We start from the raw sequence: 19,215 nt of genomic DNA, 5'->3' as shown, positions 1-19,215 counted from the left end.
CTAGGCGCCGCTGTGCGTCGCCGTCCTCCCCAGCGCCGCCGCCACGATTTCCTCAAGCTTTTCCGCTGATCCGAGGTCATGGGGGCGGACCACCTGGTTGTCGGCCACGTAGTAGAAAGCGGCCCGGACGTCCTCCAACGGGACCCCCTTGAGCCGGGCCCAGGCCAGCCGGTAGACGGCGAGCTGGACTGCCTTGACCTTCAATTGGGCCGCCGAGGGGCGGCGGCCGGTCTTCCAGTCCACAAGATCCCAGCGGCCGTCGGCGTCGCGGAACACGGCGTCGATCCTGCCCCGGACCACGACGTCGCCGATCCGTGTCTCGACCGGGACCTCGACGTGGGCGGGGGCGCGGTGGGCCCACTCGGACTGACGGAAAGTTTCCACCATGGAATCCAGGCCGTAGGCCTCGTCGATGTGGTCGTCGGCGCCGGCGGCCTCACCCAGGTCCAGCATCCCGGCGGCGCCGAAGTATTCCTCCACCCAGGCGTGGAAGGCCGTGCCCTTGCGGGCCGACATCCCCGGTTCGCGCGGTATCGGCCGGCGCAGCCGGGCCACAACGGAGCCTGGGTCATCTTCCAGGTCCACGAGAGTCGACGCCGAGATGTGCCCGGGCAGATGCACATCCTGTACCACCGAACGCCGGGACCGGCGTTCCAGCAAAGTGGCCGCCTCCTGCGCCCACCCGGCGGCAGGACCGCGCAGGACGGGACGTTTTCCGGCCTCCGCGCCATCCGGGCCGGCGTCCATTGCCCGCAGGACGCGGGCCGCTGCGGATTCCATGGCCGCCCGCCGGCCCGGGACAAGCCGCAGCCGTTTTCCCGTCCGGGGGTCATGCGGGCCCTCCAGCGGATCATAGGGCCAGGCGGCGACTTCGAGTTCAGAGGTCAGGGGGCTTTCGGCCGGCAGCGCGTCCTCGGTGACGGACAGCGGATGGATTTCGGCCGAGCCGTTGGCGGTGAGGCCCTCGAGCCCGGCAAGGAAGGGAGACATCTCCGCCAAACCCGCCCGGGACCCCACCCACGCCGCACTCGATAGCCAGAGCACGTGTTTGGCACGGGTGTACGCCACGTAGGCCAGGCGCCGTTCCTCGGCCTCGCCGTGCGCCTGGACGGCAGACTTGAACTCCTTCTCGGCGTCGAGCCAGCCTTTTTGGTCCGGCTGGTCCAGGTCCCATTGGGGCAAATCGGTGCGATCGCCGCGCAACGGCCACGGCAGTGCCGCACTGCCGCTGCTCCACCGCGAGTCACGGCTGCTGGGGAACGCCCCGGAATTGAGCCCGGGAACGAACACGACGTCCCATTCCAGCCCCTTGGAGGCATGCACGGTCAGCAGCTGGACGGCCTCGTGGTTCACCTCCGGCGCTGCGGCATCCAGACCGTTTTCCTCGGCCGCCGCGGCTTCCAGCCATGCAAGGAACGCCAGGACGTCGACCCGCTGCGAGGTGTGCAGGAACCCGGCCGCCGCGTCCTGGAAGGCGTCCAGATTGCGGCGGGCCTGATGGATACTGATCCCCGGCCGCGCCGCAACTTCGATGTCCAGGAGCATCGCCCGTTCGACCTCGCCGAGCAAAGTGGTGAGGTCGTCCCCCATGTAGCTGCGCAACTGCCGGAGCTCGTCCGAGAGCCGCTGCAGACGGTCCCGGGCCTCCTGGCTCAGTCTGCGTCCGTGCGCCGAGGTCCAGCCGTCGCGGGGCAGCCAGTCCAGGGCCTCGACCAGGCTGGCGGCGTCCGTGATGTCGCCTTCAATCACTGCGTCGTCAGTATCGTCTACGGCACCCCCGGCGTCTCCGGCACCCTGTCCGGCGTCGCCGGCGTCCAGGCCGCCGGGGTGGCCCCGACGGCGGGCCAGGAAACTTGACCAGTCCCGCAGGGCCATCAGGTCCGCCGGGCCGATCCGCCACCGCGCGCCGGCCAGCAGGCGCATGAGGGAGTCCGAGCGGCCCGGGTCGGCCAAAACCCGGAGCGTAGCGACAAGATCGATGATTTCCGGCGTGTCCAACAGCCCGCCGAGCCCAACGATTTCATAGGGAATGCCCCGGACTTCGAACTCGCGGCGAATGCATTCCATCTGTGCCCGGCGCCGGCACAGGACAGCCATGGCCGGCGGAACCGGGTCGGCGGAGTGCGCGGCGTCGAAGTCCGTTACGCGAAATTTCAGCACATCGCCGGCGATCGCCGCAGCCTCGGATTCGTCCGTGGCGAACCGTCCCATCACCACCCTGCCGTCCACCGCGGCCGGGCTGGGCTGCAGTGGCGGGACCTCGACGGCGTCGGCGCTTTCCCGGGCCCCGGCGGCCCCGAGGTTCGCCGCCGCCTTGCTCAGCGGCGCCGAAATGAGGTTGGCCGTGGCCAGGATGTTGCGTCCGTTGCGCCACGCTGTAGTCAAGTAGGAGGTGGGCGCCACGGCAAAGCGCCGGGCCTGCCCGCTGCCCCGGCCCCCCTCGCCGCCGTGGGGGGTGTCGGTGCCTTCGCCGCTGACGAGGATCGGGAATTCGCGGACGAAATGGAAGAGTTGCCCGGCGGACGCTCCCCGGAATCCGTAGATGGACTGGTTCGGGTCCCCCACCGCGGTAACCGCATGGCCGTCGCCGAAGAGCCGGGAGAACAGCACCAACTGGGCGTGCGAGGTGTCCTGGAACTCATCGAGCAGCACCACCTTGTAACGCTGGCGCTCCGTTTGGGCGGCGACCGGAATCTCACTGGCCACCCGCGCCGCCAGGGCCACCAGGTCACCGAAGTCCAGGGCGCCGCGGGCGCGCTTCGCCTCGGAATAGCGGCCCACCATGTCCGCGACGCTGGCCCGCGTGCGAAGCATCGCGCTGAGCTCGCCCGCAGCCTGGGTGGGGTTCTTCTTGGCTTCTGCGACATACGGGAGCGACTCGAACTCGGCGACCCGCTCCAAGAGCCAGCCACGGACCTGGGTCGGGTCCTGCAAATGCTCGGAGCACTCTCCCGCCAGCTGGATCACGGCCTTGACGAGCGTCGATTTGGCGGACCGGAAGTGTTCGTAGTCCCCGTCAAAGGCTTCCACCACCTCGCTGGCGAGCTGGAACGACTGGGCGCCGCCGAGCAGCACGACGTCGCGTTCGACACCGAGGCGGAGACCGTAGTCGGACACAATGCCGCTCGCATACGAGTGGTAGGTGGAGACCTTGGGTTCAAGCGCATCCGCGCTCAGCAGCCCGGCAGGGAAGAGCGTGTTCCCGGTGTCGGCCGCCGCGATGCGCGCCAGGGCGGCCAGCTTGGCCCGGATCCGCGAGGCGAGTTCACCGGCGGCCTTGCGGGTGAAGGTGACGCCGAGGACTTCCTCCGGCCGGACCCAGCCGTTGGCGACGAGCCACACCACCCGGTCCGCCATGGTTGCGGTCTTCCCCGACCCCGCCCCGGCGATCACGAGCCGCGGCGTGAGGGGCGAGGAAATGATCAGGGACTGTTCGGCCGTGGGGCTGTTCCCCTCCCCCAGCAGTGCCGACAGCTCTTCCGGGCTGAACCGTGGCTCGGGAAGGGGCGCGGGAAGGGGAGCCGGTGCCGGATGCGGGTCGGTCGGGCCGCTTGCCGGCGCCTCGGGGCTCATTCAGTAACCTGCTTTCCCCGCACGCACAGCGGGCACACTTCAGGGAGCCGGCAGCCGTGGCCGCCGTGGCCTCCCTTGGACGGATCGTGGCGGGCCTGGAAAACGCTCCCGGACATTACGCGGGCGGCGTCGCCGACCATCTCCAGTGCCCAGTTGTCCTGCGGATCCAGCGGTGCCTGGGCCTGGATGCCGGGGCTCTTGGTGGTGGTGCCCAGCTGGGCCAGGACGGCGCCGCCCGGCAGCGGCGGCGGACCGTCGTCGGGACCCGCGAAGCCGCCGGCCAGCACGGCGGCCTGATAGGCGCCCAGCTGCGGGTGCCGGTCCAGATCCGCTTTGCCGGGCTGGCGTTTGCCGGTCTTGAGGTCGATGATCACCAGCCTGCCCTCGGCGTCGATCTCGAGCCGGTCGACCTGACCCCTGAGCACGGCGGGCCGCGCCGGACCGGTGCTTCCGCCGTCGCCGGGATCGGATCCGGCCTGTGTGGAAGCGGCCTCCGCCGGAACGTCCGGCAGCTTCACCTCAAAGTCCTGTTCGACGCCGATCAGGCTTCGGCCCTCGCTGCGCATCACGAGGACATACTGGGCGAGCTTGCGGACCATGGACTCGGCTCGCTGGAAGTCCAGTTTGCCTTCCCAGTTGTCCTTCATCCCCAGCGTGGGCCAGCGCCGGACGAGTTCGGCGACATATTCGCTTCCCGAGGCGTCCGGGAGGTCCTGCGCAATGGCGTGGACCAGCGTTCCGAGGCTGCGGGCAAAATCGGTTGCGGCTTCACCGCCGGCGGCTTGGACAAACCAGTCCAGCGGAGATTTCTGCACGGTTTCGACCTTCGAGGGCGACACGAACACGGTACCGCCCGGCGGAACCACCGCCTCCTCCGAGGACAACTCCGCCAGCCCCCACCAGCTCGCGGGGTGCGCGCCCGGAACCGGCGGCTGGGCCGTGGCCAGGCCCCCCAGCACGGCAGCGGCTTCCGCCGATTCGGCCGCCCTCGGGTCGAGCTGGGCGTACTGCCGCAGTTCCGCGACCAGCGCCCGGAGGGTCAGCGGACGCTCGACCGGGGTAAAGCCCCGGCGGTCCTGCCCGGGCCGCAACGGCGCCACATAGTCCAGGAACGAGGACGGCTGCTCGTCCTCCGAGGACACCGCCGTGCAGATCAGCACCTCCCGGGCGCGGGACACTGCCGTGGAAAAGCTCCGGAGCTCGTCATAGCGTATTTCGCGCAGCCGGCTCTGCGGATCCAGTCGCAGGGCATACTCCACGCCGTGCTCGACGGCGTCGGCGAACAACGTGCTGCCGAGCAGCTCGCCGCGCAACCGGGTGTTGGGCCACACGCCTTCCTGAAGTCCGGGCACAATTACCACCGGCCATTCGCGGCCGGCCGCGCTGGCAGGGGTCATGAGCTCCACCGCGTCTTCCAGCTGCGCCCGGGCGGCCAGGGTATCCATGGGAAGTTCCTGGCTGAGCAGGTATTCAAGGAACTGCTCCGGGCCGGAACCGGGCAGCTGGTCCACAAAGCGTTCCGCGGTATGGAACAGCGCCATCATGGCATCAAGGTCACGGTCGGCCCGGGCACCGGCTGATCCTCCGGCGAGGGCGGCGTCGGTCCAGCGCGAGGCCAGGCCGGTGGAATGCCAGAGCGCCCAGAGTACCGTCTCGGCGTTGCCTCCGGGGGCACCGGCGGCGTCCCGGCCCGCTGCGATCATCCGGGCAATCCGGCGGGCCGAGTGACCCTCGATGCCCAGCGTTGCGAGCGCTCCCGGCTCCAGCAGGGCTTCGACCAGGAGCGCGTCGCTGGTGCGTCCGCCGCCGCCCAGGAGTTCCTCCCGGCGCAGCGACTGCCGCAGCCTCCGCAGTTCAATCGCGGTGGCGCCGCCTATCCGGGACGTCAGCAAGGACACCGCTGACTCGGGTGTGAGCACGGCAGGGTCCAGGGCCACCGCATAGGCATCGAGCAGCGGACGGACCGCGACCTCGTCCCGGACTGCGGATTCGGCGACGGGGATCCGGACCGGGATCCCCTGGCCGGCCAGGTACCGCTGCAACTGGCTGAGCTGGCCGCCGTTGCGCACGATCACGGCGATGTCCCCGAGTTCCCGGGCGTCGTTCAGCTGGGCTTCGAGGATCCGCTGGGCCACATACCGCAGCTCGTGGACCGGGGACGGCAACAGGTGGGCCTCGACCGTCCCCGCGCGGGCGCCGGCGGCTCTGTCCGGTGTCGGGACTGGTCGCCCGTCCGGCGCCGGCACTGGTCCGGGCTGTTCAAGCCGGCGGGCGGACTGCCCTCCGGACCTGCGGGAGATGCGCCCGGCCACTGACAGCCATGCCTCTGCCACGGCCGGGTCCTGCCGATGCGCCGTCCACAGGGGTCGTTCCAGGATCGTCCCGTCAGGGGCCAGGAGGCCGGGAAGCTCCGCCACGAGATCGGGGCGTGCCCCGCGGAAGCCCTGAACCACGGTGTCCGGCGAGGCGGTGATGATGGCATCCTTGCCGGCGGCGATGTCGGCGAGCAATTCGAAGACCGCCGGGTTCGCCTCCTGGATGTCATCCACGAGAATCAGCTGCAGGCGGTCGCGTTCGGCGGCGAGGAAATCGGGTGAGTCCTGGAAGATCTGGCGCGCGGCAGTGATGATGCCGGCGGGGTCGAAGGCCTCGGGCATGCGGAGGTCCAGGACATCACGGTACTCGGAGTACAGGGCGGCCGCCGGAATCCAGTCCGGCCGGTTGCACTGCCTGGCCAAGGCTACAAGGTCCTCGGCGGTCCGCCCGGATTCGATGATCCGGTCAAAGAGCTGGCGCACTTCCTGCCGGAAACCGCGGGTCTGCAGGGCGGCGCCCAGGTCCTCGGGCCAGGGCAGCTCGAGGCCGGGCAGCGCATGGCCCTCCAGCAGTTCCTTGATGATCAGGTCCTGTTCCGGGCCGGAGAGCAGCTTCGGTTGGCGCGGAAGCGGCAGGAGGCCTTCGGCCTTGGCACGGCGGATCAGATCGAAGGCATATGACGCCCAGGTCCGTGCCGGCGTCGTGCTCAGGCTCCGGTCCAGGCGGGCCGTGAACCGGTCGCGGAGCGTATCCGCGGCGAGCCGCCCGGGAGCCAGGATGAGCATCCGCTCCGGATCCAGGCCATCGCGCAGGGTGCGGCGGACGGCAGCCTCGACAAGGACCGTCGACTTGCCGGTGCCGGGCGCGCCGGGCACCAGGACGGGGCCGGAGCCGGGCGGGACCTCGACGGCGGCGAGCTGGTCCGGTGACAGCACCGGCACCGCGCTGTGCTGGGTCCGGGGCGGCAACAGGCGCAGCCCCGCTCCCGTTGCGCGCCCCGCCCCGGGAAGGGGACGGGACCCGGACCGCTGCAGGCTTGGTTCGAGGTGGCTGGGGGTACTCACACAGTCATTTCATCATCGGGTACCGACAATTTATGCGACTCCCGCTCGAGCCGCTCCGCGATGGCATCGATCCGGTCGAAATCGGCGTCGGTGGGCGCCCACCGGCCGGAGGCCAGGTCAACACGCCAGCGCCCCTCGCCGGTCCGGCGGAAGTCCTCGTAGCGGCCCAGCAGCGGCGTCCCCTCCTGCAGATAAAGGCCCAATGCCTCGTGCTCCAGGCCGGGCGGGGCGTCCCCGCTGGATTTCAGGACGCGCCACCAGGGCACGCTGCTGCCATAGTGGCTCATGACCGATCCGACCTGGCGCGGGCCGCCGGCGCCGAGGAGTTCCGCAACGTCGCCATAGGCCACCGCCGTGCCGGCCGGGATCAACGCCACGAGCTCCAGAACCGCCTCCACATACTCCGTCCGCATCGGTCCAGCCTAGCCGTTCCGGACTCCGGAACCGTGCCCGGGCGGCACACGGGCACGGCGGTCAGGAACTGTCAGTGGCAGCAGTTACGGTTGAAGCATGAGCACTTGGAACACCCTCCCCCGCGCAGCCTTCGACCTCGAAACGACCGGGCGGAACTCCCGCGCGGCGCGGATTGTCACAGCATCCATCACCGTGGTGGACTCCGACGGCGGGATCGTCCAGGAACACGAGTGGCTCGCCGACCCCGGCGTTGAGATTCCCACCGAGGCCAGCGACATCCACGGCGTCACCACCGAGAAGGCCCGCAGCGAAGGCCGCCCCGCCGCGGAAGTGACGCGGGAGGTCGCAGCCGTGCTTCAGGAGCTCTTCGACACGGGTGTTCCGGTCATCGCCTTCAACGCCAGCTACGACTTCACGGTGCTCGCCGCCGAGTCGGCCCGCTACGGCGTCCCGCAGTTGAGCCGCTTCCCCGTGCTGGATCCGTACGTCATGAACAAACAGGTGGACCGGTACCGCAAGGGCAAGCGCACGCTCACCGCCTTGTGCGAGGAGTACGGCGTCAATCTGGACAACGCGCACACCTCGGCTGCCGATGCCCTGGCAACCCTTCGGATGCTCGATGCCATGGCCGGAAAATTCCCCAAGCTCAGGATGCCGGCGGGCAACCTGCACCAGCTCCAGGTCGAATGGGCCTCTGCCCAGGCCGCGGACTTCCAAAGCTACCTGCGCAAGACGAAGCCGGCCGCCGTGATCGAAGGCGACTGGCCCGTCCTGCCTCCCGAGGATGCCAGCCGGGGCGACTTCTAGGATTTCGGAACGGCGGGATTCCGGACGCCTGGGCGCCGGCGCGGGAACACTTCTTAAAACGAAACGTTCGCCGGCGGAACGGCTTAACTAGTCCGCCGCTGCGCGCAAATCCAGTGATTGCGACGGAGGTCACACCGCCCGGGGCTTCCACTTGCCGCCTGCTCCGGCGCCGATGATTCCGCGCTACCCCGCCAGCACTATCAGGATCGCCGCCGATCACACATGAACCTGAAGATAGTTCGCAGAACGCACACGTCAGCTCTGATCTGTTCGGATTGAATGGGCGTCCACGTCGGATGACACAATTATCTTTCGCGGCGTGTCTGCTCCACCCGGCGCCCAAGCCAGCGGCCGGGGGCCGGGGGCCCGATGAGCCTCCCGCGACCCACTGAATTTCAGACGAAAGTGATTGCGTGATGAAAAGCAAAGCCTTGAAGTGGCTGACCACCGTTCCCGTGGCCATCGCCGTGGCGGTTTCCCTTGCAGCCTGCGGCGGCGGTTCGGCCCAGTCAACGGCGTCACCGACGGATGCCCTCCAGGGCAGCGACCAGAAGTCCTTGGACAAGTACACCACCAAGGACGTCACTCCCCTGGACAAGATTGACAAGTCCAAGCTCGGCCTGATCAGCGAGGGAACCCTGACTGTGGGCACCCTTTCGGACGCCCCGCCGAACATCTACATCGATAAGTCGGGCAAGTTCACCGGCTACGACAACGAGCTCCTGCGCGCCATTGCGGACAAGCTGGGCCTCAAGGTGGAGTTCAAGGCGACCGGCTTCGCCTCGCTGCTCGCCCAGGTCCAGAATAAGCAGTTCGACCTCGGGTCCTCCTCGATCTCCACCACCGACGCGCGCCGTAAGACCGTCGGCTTCACGAACGGTTACGACTTCGGCTACATGGCCGTCGTCGCCAAGAAGGACTCCAACATCAAGGGGTTCAAGGACCTGACCAAGGACACCCGCATCGCCGTGGTCCAGGGCACGGTGCAGGATGACTACGTCACCAACACCCTCCAGATCGAACCCGTCCGCTTCGAGGACTACAACACCGCCTACGCCAACTTGAAGAACGGTCAGGTTGACGCCTGGGTCGCTCCGTCCCAGCAGGCCACCGGCCAGGTCAAGGAAGGCGACGGCACGGTCATTGCCGAGTCGGTTGTGAACACCCAGAACTTCACCGCGTACGCCGTGAACAAGGAAAACCAGCCGCTCATTGACGCGCTGAACTCCGGCCTCGACGCCGTGATTGCTGACGGCACCTGGTCCAAGTTGACCAAGGAATGGTACCCGGACCGCGAGACCCCGGCCACGTGGTCCCCGGGCTCCAAGGCCGTCACCGTTCCGAAGTCCTAGTCCATGGATGCACTCGATCAACTCGTAAAGACCTTCTTTGACTGGGAGGCGATGGCAGCCGTCCTGCCGAACATGATTATGTTCGGCCTGCCCAACACCCTGATCCTGGCGGTTTCCTCGGGCGTGCTCGGGTGCATCCTGGGCATGGTCCTGGCCGTCATGGGCACGTCCCGCCTGACGCCGCTGCGGTGGCTCTCCCGGATCTACACGGACATCTTCCGCGGCGTTCCGGCTATTGTCATCATCCTCCTCATCGGCCTCGGGCTCGGACCCATAGTCCGGGTAGCGACCGGATCCACGAACCCGTTCCCGCTGGCCATCTTCGCCCTGACGCTCATGGCGGCGGCCTACATCGGCGAGATTTTCCGCTCGGGCATCCAGAGCGTGGAAAAGGGCCAGCTGGAGGCGTCCCGGGCCCTGGGCTTCAGCTATGGTTCGTCTATGCGCCTCGTGGTGATTCCACAGGGGGTCCGGCGCGTGCTCCCGGCCCTGGTCAACCAGTTCATCGCGCTGATCAAGGACTCGTCCCTGATCTATCTGCTGGGCCTGATCGCCAGCCAGCGCGAGATCTTCCGGATCGGTAACGACGCCGCCGCCAATACGGGAAACCTCTCGCCTCTGGTTGCCGCGGCGTTCATGTACCTCATCCTGACGGTTCCGCTCACCCACTTGGTCAACTACATCGACAAGCGCCTGCGCACCGGCCGTCCGGAGAAGCGTCAGCCTGACGACGCCGCAGCCTTGATCGGGAAGGGAGCACAGCCATGAGCGAATTCGCCTCTGGCTCGCTGACCGGCAAGAACCTGCACTTGTCCTTCGGCACGAACCATGTCCTCCGCGGCATCGACCTTCATGTCGAGAAGGGCACCACCGCCTCGGTGATCGGGCCCTCCGGCTCAGGGAAGTCCACGCTGCTGCGTGTCATGAACCGCCTGATCGAACCGGACCAGGGCGACATCCTGCTCGATGGCCGCTCGGTCCTGAAGGACAACCCGGACGAGCTGCGCCAGCGGATCGGGATGGTGTTCCAGCAGTTCAACCTGTTCCCGCACAAGACCGTGGTGGACAACGTCTCGCTGGCGCTGCGGAAGCTGCGCAAGCTGCCGGCCGAGCAGGCCCGGGCCGAGGCACTCGAGCAGCTCGACCTGGTGGGGCTCAAGCACAAGGCCGACGCCCGTCCTGCCAACCTCTCCGGCGGCCAGCAGCAGCGTGTCGCCATTGCCCGCGCCCTGGCCATGAAGCCGGAGGTGATGTTCTTTGATGAGGCCACCTCCGCCCTCGACCCCGAGCTCGTCAAGGGTGTGCTGGCGCTGATGGCCGACCTCGCCAAGGGCGGCATGACCATGGTGGTGGTGACCCACGAGATGGGCTTCTCCCGCAATGTCTCGGACACCGTGACGTTCATGGACGCCGGCGTCGTCGTCGAGTCCGGTCCCCCGGAACAGATCTTTACCAGCCCGCGGACCGAGCGGCTGCAGGGGTTCCTCGCGGACGTTCTGTAGTTCGCGCCAGAGTCCCGGCAGCTTAAATGACTGATGGCACCCGCAGCGGCGGGTGCCATCAGTCATTTAAGGGCTAAGGCTATGGCTTGGCGCCGGCGGCCGCCTTCGCCGCGGCCGGCAGGGCGTCGAAGATCCGGTTCATCGCGGTGTCGTCGTGCGCGGCGGAGAGGAACCAGGCTTCGAAGACCGACGGCGGCAGGTAGACGCCGGAGTCCAGCATGGAGTGGAAGAACGGGGCGTAGCGGAACACTTCCTGGCCCTGGGCGTCCTCGTAGTTGTGGACCCCCCGGGCGCCCGTGCCGAAGGCCACGGAGAACAGGTTGCCTGCGCGCTGGATGGAGTGGTCCACACCGGCCGCATCGAGTGCGGAGGACAGCGCCGCGGAGAGTTCCAGCGAGCGGGCATCCACGAACGAATAGACCTCGGGGGTGGCGTGCGTGAGGGTCGCGACCCCGGCGGCCATGGCCACCGGGTTACCGCTCAGCGTCCCGGCCTGGTAGACGGGGCCCAGGGGCGCCAGGTAGTCCATGACCTCCGCGCGTCCGGCGAGGGCCGCCGTCGGCATGCCTCCACCAATCACCTTCCCAAACGTCAGCAGGTCCGGGGTCCACGGCTGGGCGGCACCGGCGGCGCCGCCGGTGAGGCCCCAGTAGCCGGAGTAGCCGGTGCGGAATCCGGTCAGGACCTCGTCGAGGATCAGCAGGGCGCCGTGTTCGCGGGTGATCCGGGAAAGGCCTGCGTTGAAGCCGTCGCCGGGGGTGACCACGCCCATGTTGGCGGGAGCGGCTTCGGTGATGACGGCGGCAATGCTGTCACCGTGCTTGGCGAAGGCGGCTTCGACGGCGCCGAGGTCGTTGTAGGGCAGCACGAGCGTCTCGGCGGCGGTCGCGGCGGTGACCCCGGCTGAGCCGGGCAGCGCGAGGGTCGCCAGGCCGGAGCCTGCGGCGGCGAGGAGGCCGTCGAGGTGGCCGTGGTAGCAGCCGGCGAACTTGATGATCAGGTTGCGGCCGGTGAAGCCGCGGGCGAGCCGGACGGCCGTCATGGTCGCCTCGGTGCCGGTGGAGACCATCCGGACGCGCTCGGCAGCCGGGACGCGCTCCTTGACGATTGCGGCAAGGTTGGCCTCGTCCGGTGTGGAAGCGCCGAAGGAGAGACCGCGGTCGACGGCTGCGTGCACGGCTGCCAGGACCTCCGGGTGGGCGTGCCCCAGCAGCGCCGGGCCCCAGGAGCAGACGAGGTCGACGTAGTCGGCACCGTCGGCGTCGGTCAGGTAGGCACCCTTGGCGGACACCATGAACCGCGGCGTCCCGCCCACAGAGCCGAAGGCGCGCACGGGCGAGTTCACCCCGCCCGGCATCAGCTGGCGGGCACGGTCAAAGAGTTCCTCGTTGCGAGGCATGCTGGAAGTCATGGTTCCTATTCTTTCAGTTCGCGGCGAGGTCAGTTCGCGGCCAGTTCAGTTGGCGCTAAGCAAGGCGGCCACGCGGGGCGCCACTTCGGTGCCGAACAGTTCAATGGAGCGCATCATGGCCGTGTGCGGCAGGGTGCCGTTGCTGTACTTGAGGTCAAAGCGGTCCACCCCCAGGTTCTTTTTGAGCAGGGCAATCTTCGCAGCCACGGTTTCCGGTGACCCGACATAGAGGGCTCCCTCGGGCGTACACATCGCGTCAAACTCGCCACGGCTGGCCGGACCCCAGCCGCGTTCGGCCCCGATCCGGTTCCGCTGCTCTAGCCAGTGCGGGAAGAACTCCTCGCGGGCGTCCTCATCCGTGGCGGCAACGTGGCCGGGCGAATGCGTGGCCATCTGCTGCATCGGGTGCCCGTACTTGGCCATGGCCTCACGGTAGAGGTTGGCCAGGGGCGCGAAAGACCGCGGCTGGCCGCCAATGATCGCGAAAATGATCGGGTAGCCGTACTCGGCGCAGCGCAGCACCGACTCGGGCGTGCCGCCGACGCCGATCCAGGTCGGCAGCAGGTGGTGTTCCAGCGGCGGGTAGACGCTCAGGCCGCTGATGGCCGGCCGGGTGCGTCCCTCCCAGTGGACCGGTTTCTGCGCCCGGACCTTGTCGAAGAGCTCGAGCTTTTCCTCGAACAGGACCTCGTAGTCCGCCAGGTCCAGGCCGAACAGCGGGAAAGACTCGATGAAGGACCCGCGGCCCAGCATGACCTCTGCCCGGCCCCCGGAGATGGCGTCCACGGTGGCGAAGCGCTGGAACACCCGTATCGGGTCATCGGAGCTGAGCACTGTCACAGCCGAGCCGAGCCGGATGTTCTTGGTGCGGGCGGCCGCCGCGGCCAGGAATACCTCCGGGGCGGAGACCGCGAAGTCGCGGCGGTGGTGCTCCCCCACCGCGAAGGCGTGCAGGCCGATCTGGTCCGCGAGTTCGGCCTGTTCCAGGAGCTGGCGCAGCACCTGGGCGTGCGGGACGGGATGGCCGTCCGGGAAGACCCCGACGTCGCCGAAGGTGTTCAGGCCTAGGAGGATGCGGTTGGGCCCCACCGGCGCGGTGGGTATGGAATTGAGCGGGGCGTCCGCGGATTCGGGGGCCGTGTTCATCGGGTTTCCTTCAGCCAGCCGGCGAGCTCGCTCGCCCAGTAGGTCAGCACCATGTTGGCGCCGGCGCGCTTGATGCCCAGGACGGACTCAGTGATGGCGGCCCGGCGGTCGATCCAGCCGTTTGCGGCGGCGGCCTCGATCATCGAGTACTCGCCGGAAATCTGGTAGGCGGCCACGGGGACCGGGCTCATGGCGGCGACGTCGGCGAGGATGTCCAGGTAGCTCATGGCAGGCTTCACCATGACCATGTCGGCGCCTTCGGCCAGGTCCAGGTCCACCTCGAGGATGGCCTCCCGGCGGTTGGCGGCGTCCATCTGGTAGGTGCGGCGGTCGCCGGTCAGCTGCGAGTCGACGGCCTCGCGGAACGGGCCGTAGAACGCGGAGGCATATTTCGCGGCGTAGGCCACGATGGCGGTGTTGGCGTGGCCGGCGTCCTCGAGGGCCTGCCGGATCACGGCGACCTGGCCGTCCATCATGCCCGACGGGCCCAGGACGTGGGCGCCGGCGTCGGCCTGGGCAACCGCCATCTGGCCGTAGATTTCCAGGGTGGCATCGTTGTCGACGTAGCCGTTGGCGTCCAGGACACCGCAGTGGCCGTGGTCGGTGAATTCGTCCAGGCACACGTCGCTCATGACCACGAGGTCGTCGCCGACCTCGGCGCGGACGTCCCGGATGGCTTTGTTCAGCACGCCGTCGGGGTCCAGCGACGCCGTCCCGCGCGCGTCCCGGACGGCGGGGACGCCGAACAGCATGATGCCGCCGACGCCCAGCCGGACAGCCTCGGCCGCCGCACGCCTGAGCGAATCGGTGGTGTGCTGCTGCACGCCGGGCATCGAGGCGATCGGGTTGGGCTCACTCAGGCCTTCGCGGATGAAGGCCGGCAGGATGAGCTCCGAGGCTGAGAGCCGGTGTTCGGCCGTCAGCCGGCGCATGGCCGGGGTGGTGCGGAGCCGGCGGGGGCGGTGGGTCGGGAAGCTCATATGGTGTCCTTTGCTGAGGGCTCTGCGGCTGACGGATGCGATGGGGGCTGCTGGTGGTCAAGGGACCGCACGACGGCGGCAACCAGGCCGGACGCCGTCGGCTCTTCGGCGACGGCGTCGACGCTGAGTCCGAGGGAGGCCGCCTCGGCCGCCGTCGAGCGTCCGATGGCGACGAAACGGCAGGTGCCCAGCGGGCCGAGGTCCGCGTGGATGCGGCGGGCGGCGCTCGGGGAGGCGGCGACGACGGCGTGCAGCCGACCGGCCCCGATTTCGGCTTTCGCCTCGGCCGTGGTGAGCACGGTGGGCGGCGCGTCCTGCCCGGCCGGACTGATCCCCTGCGACAAGGTCGCCTGCGGCGGGGCCGGTGGGAATGCGGGCAGCGCCCGCCGCGGATCGGCAGGATAGTCGACGGTGTTGTACGCGGTGACGGTCTGGACGGCCGCGCCGCGGGCCTCGAGGCCCTTGCGCAGCCGCGGGTCCGCTATGTCCGCCTGGGGCAGGAGCACGCTGCCCTGGTTCGCGGGCCAGATGTCGAGCAGGCCCGTGCCGGATTGCTGGCCCGTGGGTGCAAGGTCGACGCTGATGCCCCGGGACTCCAGCTCACGGCGGGTCGCCGGGCCGATCGTGGCCACGAGGATGCTGCCGGGCAGCCAGTTGCTGAGGGAGGCGCCGCGTTCGGCGGCTTTCGCCTCCAGTGCCTGGACCGTGGTCACGCTGCTGATCACGAGCCACGTGTAGGCCCCGGCGCCGAGGGCGTCGAAGGCGACGTCGAGGGAGTGCTGGTCGTTGGCCTGCTCAAAGTCAATCAGCGGGAGCAGCAACGGCTCGGCGCCGGCACGGCGGAGGGCCGTGACGAGTTCCCCCGCGCGGTCCGGGCTGCGGGCAACCAACACGCGGGCGCCCTCCGGCACCCTCATGCCGGTTGGGCCGCCCGTGTGGTTGCGGTCGCTGTGGGGTGCCATGAAGTGGTGGATCCGCGGTTCAGGAAGCTGCCAGGTCCGCGATGTCCGCGGCGCCTCGGGCCAGCAGCACTTCCGCCAGCTCGATCCCGAGCAGCGTTGCCCCGACCTCGGTGAGGCCGTCAGTGGCTTTCTTGTCGCGGACGGTTGCCGTGCCGTCGACGGCGCAGACCACCGCTTCGAGGTACAGCATGCTGCCCTTGCGGTAGGCGTAGGCGCCCACCGGGGCGGCGCATCCGGCCTCCAGCCGGGCCAGCAAAGCCCGTTCGGCCGTGACGGCGAGCCGGGTGTCCGGATCATCGAGGGCCGCGAGGGCCTGCGCCAGCACGCCCTGGGAGCCTTCCGTGGACCCGGCCCTGCGGGGAGCGTCGGCGGTCCGGCATTCGATCGCCAAGGCACCCTGCCCGGCGGCCGGCAGCATAATGTCCGTCTCAAGGTATTCGCTGACCGCGTCGAGCCGGCCAATCCGGTGCAGTCCGGCGGCTGCGAGAACGACGGCGTCGAGGTCGTTCGACTTGCCGTCAACGACGGCATCGTTCGTGTTGCCCGGCAGCCCGGGAACGCGTCCCAGCCGGGTGTCCACGTTGCCGCGGATGTCGCGGATGTCCAGGTCCGGACGCACGGCGCGGAGCTGGGCCGCGCGGCGCGGGGAGCCGGTGCCGACGCTCGCGCCGCTCGGCAGGTCCGCGAGCTTCAGTCCGTCGCGGGCGCACAGCACGTCCCGGACGTCGACGCGTTGGGGTGTGGCCGCGAGGCTCAGGCCGAGGGCCGGACCGGTCGGGAGGTCTTTGAGCGAATGCACGGCGATATCGCAGGTGTCCTGCAGCAAGGCCTCGCGGAGCGCGGCGACGAAGACGCCGGTACCGCCCATCTGGGACAGCGAGCCTTTGAGGACGTCGCCGTCGGTCCGGATATGGACCAGCTCCACGGGGAACCCGCCGATGGCGGCCAGCTGGTCCGCGGTCTGCTGGGTCTGGGTCAGGGCGAGTTTGCTGGCGCGCGTGCCGATCCGGACGCTCATGCGGTCCCCTCGCCCGCCGCCGCAGCAGCCGCGGCTGCCCTTCCCGCCGCCGCGGGGGCGGCCGGGTAGGGATCGTGTCCGGTCCCGACGGTGGTGTCGGCTCCGGCGATGGTGGGCTTTTCGCCGCGGAAGTTAGCGCAGCAGCCGGGACGGCAGACGTCGTACCAGGGGCCGAGCTTGGTCAGGTGCGGCCGCTCGGCAATGTTGTTCGCGACAGTCCGCTCGCAGATGAGGTCGACAAGCCCGGCGACAAACTTGCGGTGCGTTCCGGGCGTGGGGACACGGGTTGCGGCCAGTTCCAGCCGGGCGCAGGTCTCAAGCGCCTCGGTGTCCAGGTCCCAGACCACTTCCATGTGGTCGCTGACAAAGCCCAGCGGCACAATCACGATGCCCTTGACGCCCTGGCGCGCGAGCTCCTCGATGGCGTCGTTGATGTCCGGCTCGAGCCACGGCACGTGCGGGGCGCCGGAGCGGGACTGGTAGACGAGGGACCAGGGTGCGGTCAGGCCGGTCGCGTCTTCCACCCGGCGGATGATCTCGGTGCCGGAGGCCAGGTGCTGTGCGGCGTAGGCGGAGTCTTCCTCAAAAGTGCGCGGCTCACCCTCGGACCGGCCGGCGGCCTCGGCGTCGCGGGTCGGGATGGAGTGCGTCGCGAACAGGATGTGCACGGGGGCGTCCGGGGTGCCGGCCGCGGCCAGCTGGGCACGGACGTCGGCGAGGCCGGCGGCGGTTCCCTCGATGAAGGGCTCCACGAACCCGGGGTGGTCGAAATACTGGCGCACCTTGTCGACCTCGAGCTTGCCGTCGAGCCCGGTTTCGGTCAGCGCCATGCCGATGTCCTCGCGGTACTGGCGGCAGCTGGAGTAACAGGAGTAGGCACTCGTGGTGAGCATGAGCACCTTGCGGTGGCCGGCGTCGTAGATCTCCTGCAGGGTCTGCGGGATGTACGGGTCCCAGTTGCGGTTGCCCCAGAACACCGGCAGCGCGATGCCGCGGGCTGCAAGTTCGGCCTCGAGGCCGGCCTTGAGCTGACGGTTCTGTCCGTTGATGGGGCTGATGCCGCCGTTGGCGCGGTAGTGGTGCGAGACCTCTTCGAGCCGTTCGTCGGGGATGCCGCGGCCGCGGGTGACGTTGCGGAGGAACGGGATGACGTCCTCCTGGCCTTCAGGCCCGCCGAACGAGGCGAGGAGCACGGCGTCGTACTCCTTGGGGGCCATCCGGCCGGCCTCGGTGACGGTGTTCACGGCGGTTACCGAAGCGGCGGATTCCTGCGGATCGATCGGGCTCATGCCAGGACCTCGGCGATCTCGGCGGCGGTGACGCGGCGGCCGGTGTAGAAGGGGATTTCCTCGCGGACGTGGTGCCGGGCTTCGGTGGCGCGCAGGTGGCGCATCAGGTCCACGAGGTCCACGAGCTCGGGGGCTTCCAGTCCGAGGATCCATTCCCAGTCGCCGAGGGCGAAGGAGGAGACGGTGTTGGAGATGACCTGGGGGAAGTCGCGGCCCAGCATGCCGTGGTCGCGGAGCATGGCGCCGCGCTCGGCGTCCGGGAGCAGGTACCACTCGTAGGAGCGGACGAAGGGGTAGACGCAGAGCCATTCCGCCGGTTCCACGCCGCGGGAAAACGCCGGGGTGTGGTTCTTGGCGAACTCGGCCTCCCGGTGCACGCCCATGGCGGACCAGACGATCTCGGTGCCGGCGAACAGCTTGCTGCGCCGAATGTCCCGCACTGCCCGCTGCAGCGCTTCCGGCCGGGGACCGTGCAGCCAAACCATGATGTCCGCGTCGGCCCGCATCGCCGAGACGTCGTAGCTGCCGCGGTGGACAACTCCGGCGTCGGCGAGGGTATTCATCAGGGCCTCGAAGTCCTCAGCGGCATCGGCGCCGCGCAGGATGTCCGCTGACCGCTTGAATACGGTCCAAAGGGTGAAGAACTGCTCAGTTGAATCTTCGGGCGCCGATGCCCCGGCGACTGATTCTCCGGGGGCTGACATTCCGGTTTTAGTGACAGATTCGGCAGAAGTGTGGCTCATGCATACCAGTCTGCCTCCTCTCCCCAGCTAAGTCGAAAAAAAGCACTTCTACAACGCGTAGAAGTGCTTTATTTCACATGCGGGGCGCGGGAGGCGGGGGCGTGTCCGTGGGAGGCGGGTCCTGTCAGCTCCGGCGCATCCGGAGGACCGCGGCGCCGGCGCCGAGCGAGAGCGCCACCAGGCCGATGCCCCAGCCGACCAGCGGGGACAGGCCGGCCGGTTCCAACGTCGAGGTTGCCTCGAGGGAGGAGTTGCCGGAGTGGCCCTTGGCCGGAGCCGGTGCCTGGGTCCAGCCGGCTGTGTTTGAACCCGTCGGGGACGGCTGCGGTGTGGCCGACTTCGAGGCCGACGTCTGCGCGCCGGCACCGTTGCTCGTGGCCGGCACCGCGGTGCCGGACTGTGGATCGGCGGCCGGGTCGGCGGCCGCGCTGCCCGGCGCCGGCCGCTCTGGGGCCTGCCCGGTGGGGGCAGACCCTGTCTCTTATACACATCTCCGAGCCCAAGAGACCATTAAAAAAAAAAAATCAACAGTACATCGTGAGCAGCATGAATGGCTGAGGGGTGGAAAGATTCGCTCGAGCGAAGCAGTAGATACGCAACGATCAGTCGACAATATAACTAGTGCAAAGAGATGCGAC

The 19,215-nt window shown here is 69.0% G+C and carries 15 protein-coding genes; 4 read left to right on the top strand and 11 right to left on the bottom strand.

Going from position 1 to position 19,215, the window contains the following annotated elements; translation table 11 throughout:
• The 3 genes from ARTB_RS14210 to ARTB_RS14200 are packed head-to-tail and all read right to left on the bottom strand — an operon-like array spanning position 1 to position 7,366.
• Complete coding sequence (locus ARTB_RS14210; RefSeq protein WP_243181166.1) at positions 1-3,573, bottom strand: ATP-dependent helicase; 3,573 nt, start codon at positions 3,571-3,573, stop codon at positions 1-3.
• On the bottom strand, positions 3,570-6,923 hold the full coding sequence (locus ARTB_RS14205) for an ATP-dependent helicase (RefSeq protein ID WP_439954136.1): 3,354 nt from the start codon (positions 6,921-6,923) through the stop codon (positions 3,570-3,572). The genes ARTB_RS14210 and ARTB_RS14205 overlap by 4 nt, the downstream gene beginning before the upstream one ends.
• A gap of 26 nt (positions 6,924-6,949) precedes the next feature.
• Complete coding sequence (locus ARTB_RS14200) at positions 6,950-7,366, bottom strand: MGMT family protein (protein ID WP_028277185.1); 417 nt, start codon at positions 7,364-7,366, stop codon at positions 6,950-6,952.
• Positions 7,367-7,463: 97 nt separating this feature from the next.
• Between ARTB_RS14200 and ARTB_RS14195 the strand changes: the two genes are divergently transcribed.
• The 4 genes from ARTB_RS14195 (at position 7,464) to ARTB_RS14180 (ending at position 11,028) form a co-directional block, all read left to right on the top strand.
• Complete coding sequence (locus ARTB_RS14195) at positions 7,464-8,174, top strand: 3'-5' exonuclease (RefSeq protein ID WP_028277186.1); 711 nt, start codon at positions 7,464-7,466, stop codon at positions 8,172-8,174.
• Between the two features lie 416 nt (positions 8,175-8,590).
• Positions 8,591-9,526, top strand: a complete 936-nt coding sequence (locus tag ARTB_RS14190) for an ABC transporter substrate-binding protein (RefSeq protein ID WP_028277187.1) — start codon at positions 8,591-8,593, stop codon at positions 9,524-9,526.
• Positions 9,527-9,529: 3 nt separating this feature from the next.
• The gene (locus tag ARTB_RS14185; RefSeq protein WP_028277188.1) at positions 9,530-10,294 is read left to right on the top strand and encodes an amino acid ABC transporter permease; all 765 of its coding nucleotides are present in this window, start codon (positions 9,530-9,532) and stop codon (positions 10,292-10,294) included.
• Entirely contained in the window at positions 10,291-11,028 is a 738-nt protein-coding gene (locus ARTB_RS14180; protein ID WP_028277189.1) for an amino acid ABC transporter ATP-binding protein, read from the top strand. Before ARTB_RS14185 ends, ARTB_RS14180 begins: the two co-directional genes overlap by 4 nt.
• 79 nt (positions 11,029-11,107) lie before the next feature.
• Here ARTB_RS14180 and hemL read toward each other — a convergent pair whose 3' ends face one another.
• The 8 genes from hemL to ARTB_RS14140 form a co-directional block, all read right to left on the bottom strand.
• Positions 11,108-12,439: a glutamate-1-semialdehyde 2,1-aminomutase gene (hemL, locus tag ARTB_RS14175; RefSeq protein WP_243181165.1), complete on the bottom strand. Its 1,332-nt coding sequence runs from the start codon at positions 12,437-12,439 to the stop codon at positions 11,108-11,110.
• Between the two features lie 45 nt (positions 12,440-12,484).
• Positions 12,485-13,585 carry an LLM class flavin-dependent oxidoreductase gene (locus ARTB_RS14170; RefSeq protein WP_243181164.1) on the bottom strand — a complete coding sequence of 367 codons (1,101 nt, stop codon included), beginning with the start codon at positions 13,583-13,585 and terminating at the stop codon, positions 12,485-12,487.
• Complete coding sequence (hemB, locus tag ARTB_RS14165) at positions 13,582-14,565, bottom strand: porphobilinogen synthase (RefSeq protein WP_243181163.1); 984 nt, start codon at positions 14,563-14,565, stop codon at positions 13,582-13,584. Before hemB ends, ARTB_RS14170 begins: the two co-directional genes overlap by 4 nt.
• Positions 14,562-15,527 (bottom strand): uroporphyrinogen-III synthase, encoded by a 966-nt coding sequence (locus ARTB_RS14160; RefSeq protein WP_243181162.1) that lies wholly within the window; start codon positions 15,525-15,527, stop codon positions 14,562-14,564. The genes hemB and ARTB_RS14160 overlap by 4 nt, the downstream gene beginning before the upstream one ends.
• Positions 15,528-15,546: 19 nt before the next feature.
• The gene (hemC, locus tag ARTB_RS14155) at positions 15,547-16,545 is read right to left on the bottom strand and encodes a hydroxymethylbilane synthase (protein WP_243181161.1); all 999 of its coding nucleotides are present in this window, start codon (positions 16,543-16,545) and stop codon (positions 15,547-15,549) included.
• Positions 16,542-17,834, bottom strand: coding sequence for a ferrochelatase (locus ARTB_RS14150; RefSeq protein ID WP_243181160.1), 1,293 nt, complete (start codon positions 17,832-17,834; stop codon positions 16,542-16,544). The genes hemC and ARTB_RS14150 overlap by 4 nt, the downstream gene beginning before the upstream one ends.
• A complete protein-coding gene (hemQ, locus tag ARTB_RS14145) occupies positions 17,831-18,577 on the bottom strand; it encodes a hydrogen peroxide-dependent heme synthase (protein WP_243181159.1) in 747 nt (248 codons plus the stop codon). Before hemQ ends, ARTB_RS14150 begins: the two co-directional genes overlap by 4 nt.
• A gap of 124 nt (positions 18,578-18,701) precedes the next feature.
• Complete coding sequence (locus tag ARTB_RS14140; protein WP_243181158.1) at positions 18,702-18,962, bottom strand: hypothetical protein; 261 nt, start codon at positions 18,960-18,962, stop codon at positions 18,702-18,704.
• Positions 18,963-19,215 lie beyond the last annotated feature (253 nt).

It is taken from the genome of Arthrobacter humicola, from assembly GCF_022803015.1.
In the GTDB taxonomy this organism is placed as follows: domain Bacteria; phylum Actinomycetota; class Actinomycetes; order Actinomycetales; family Micrococcaceae; genus Arthrobacter; species Arthrobacter humicola_A.
The sequence above is the reverse complement of the archived record's forward strand: the minus strand, read 5'-3'. Positions and strand labels throughout refer to the sequence as shown.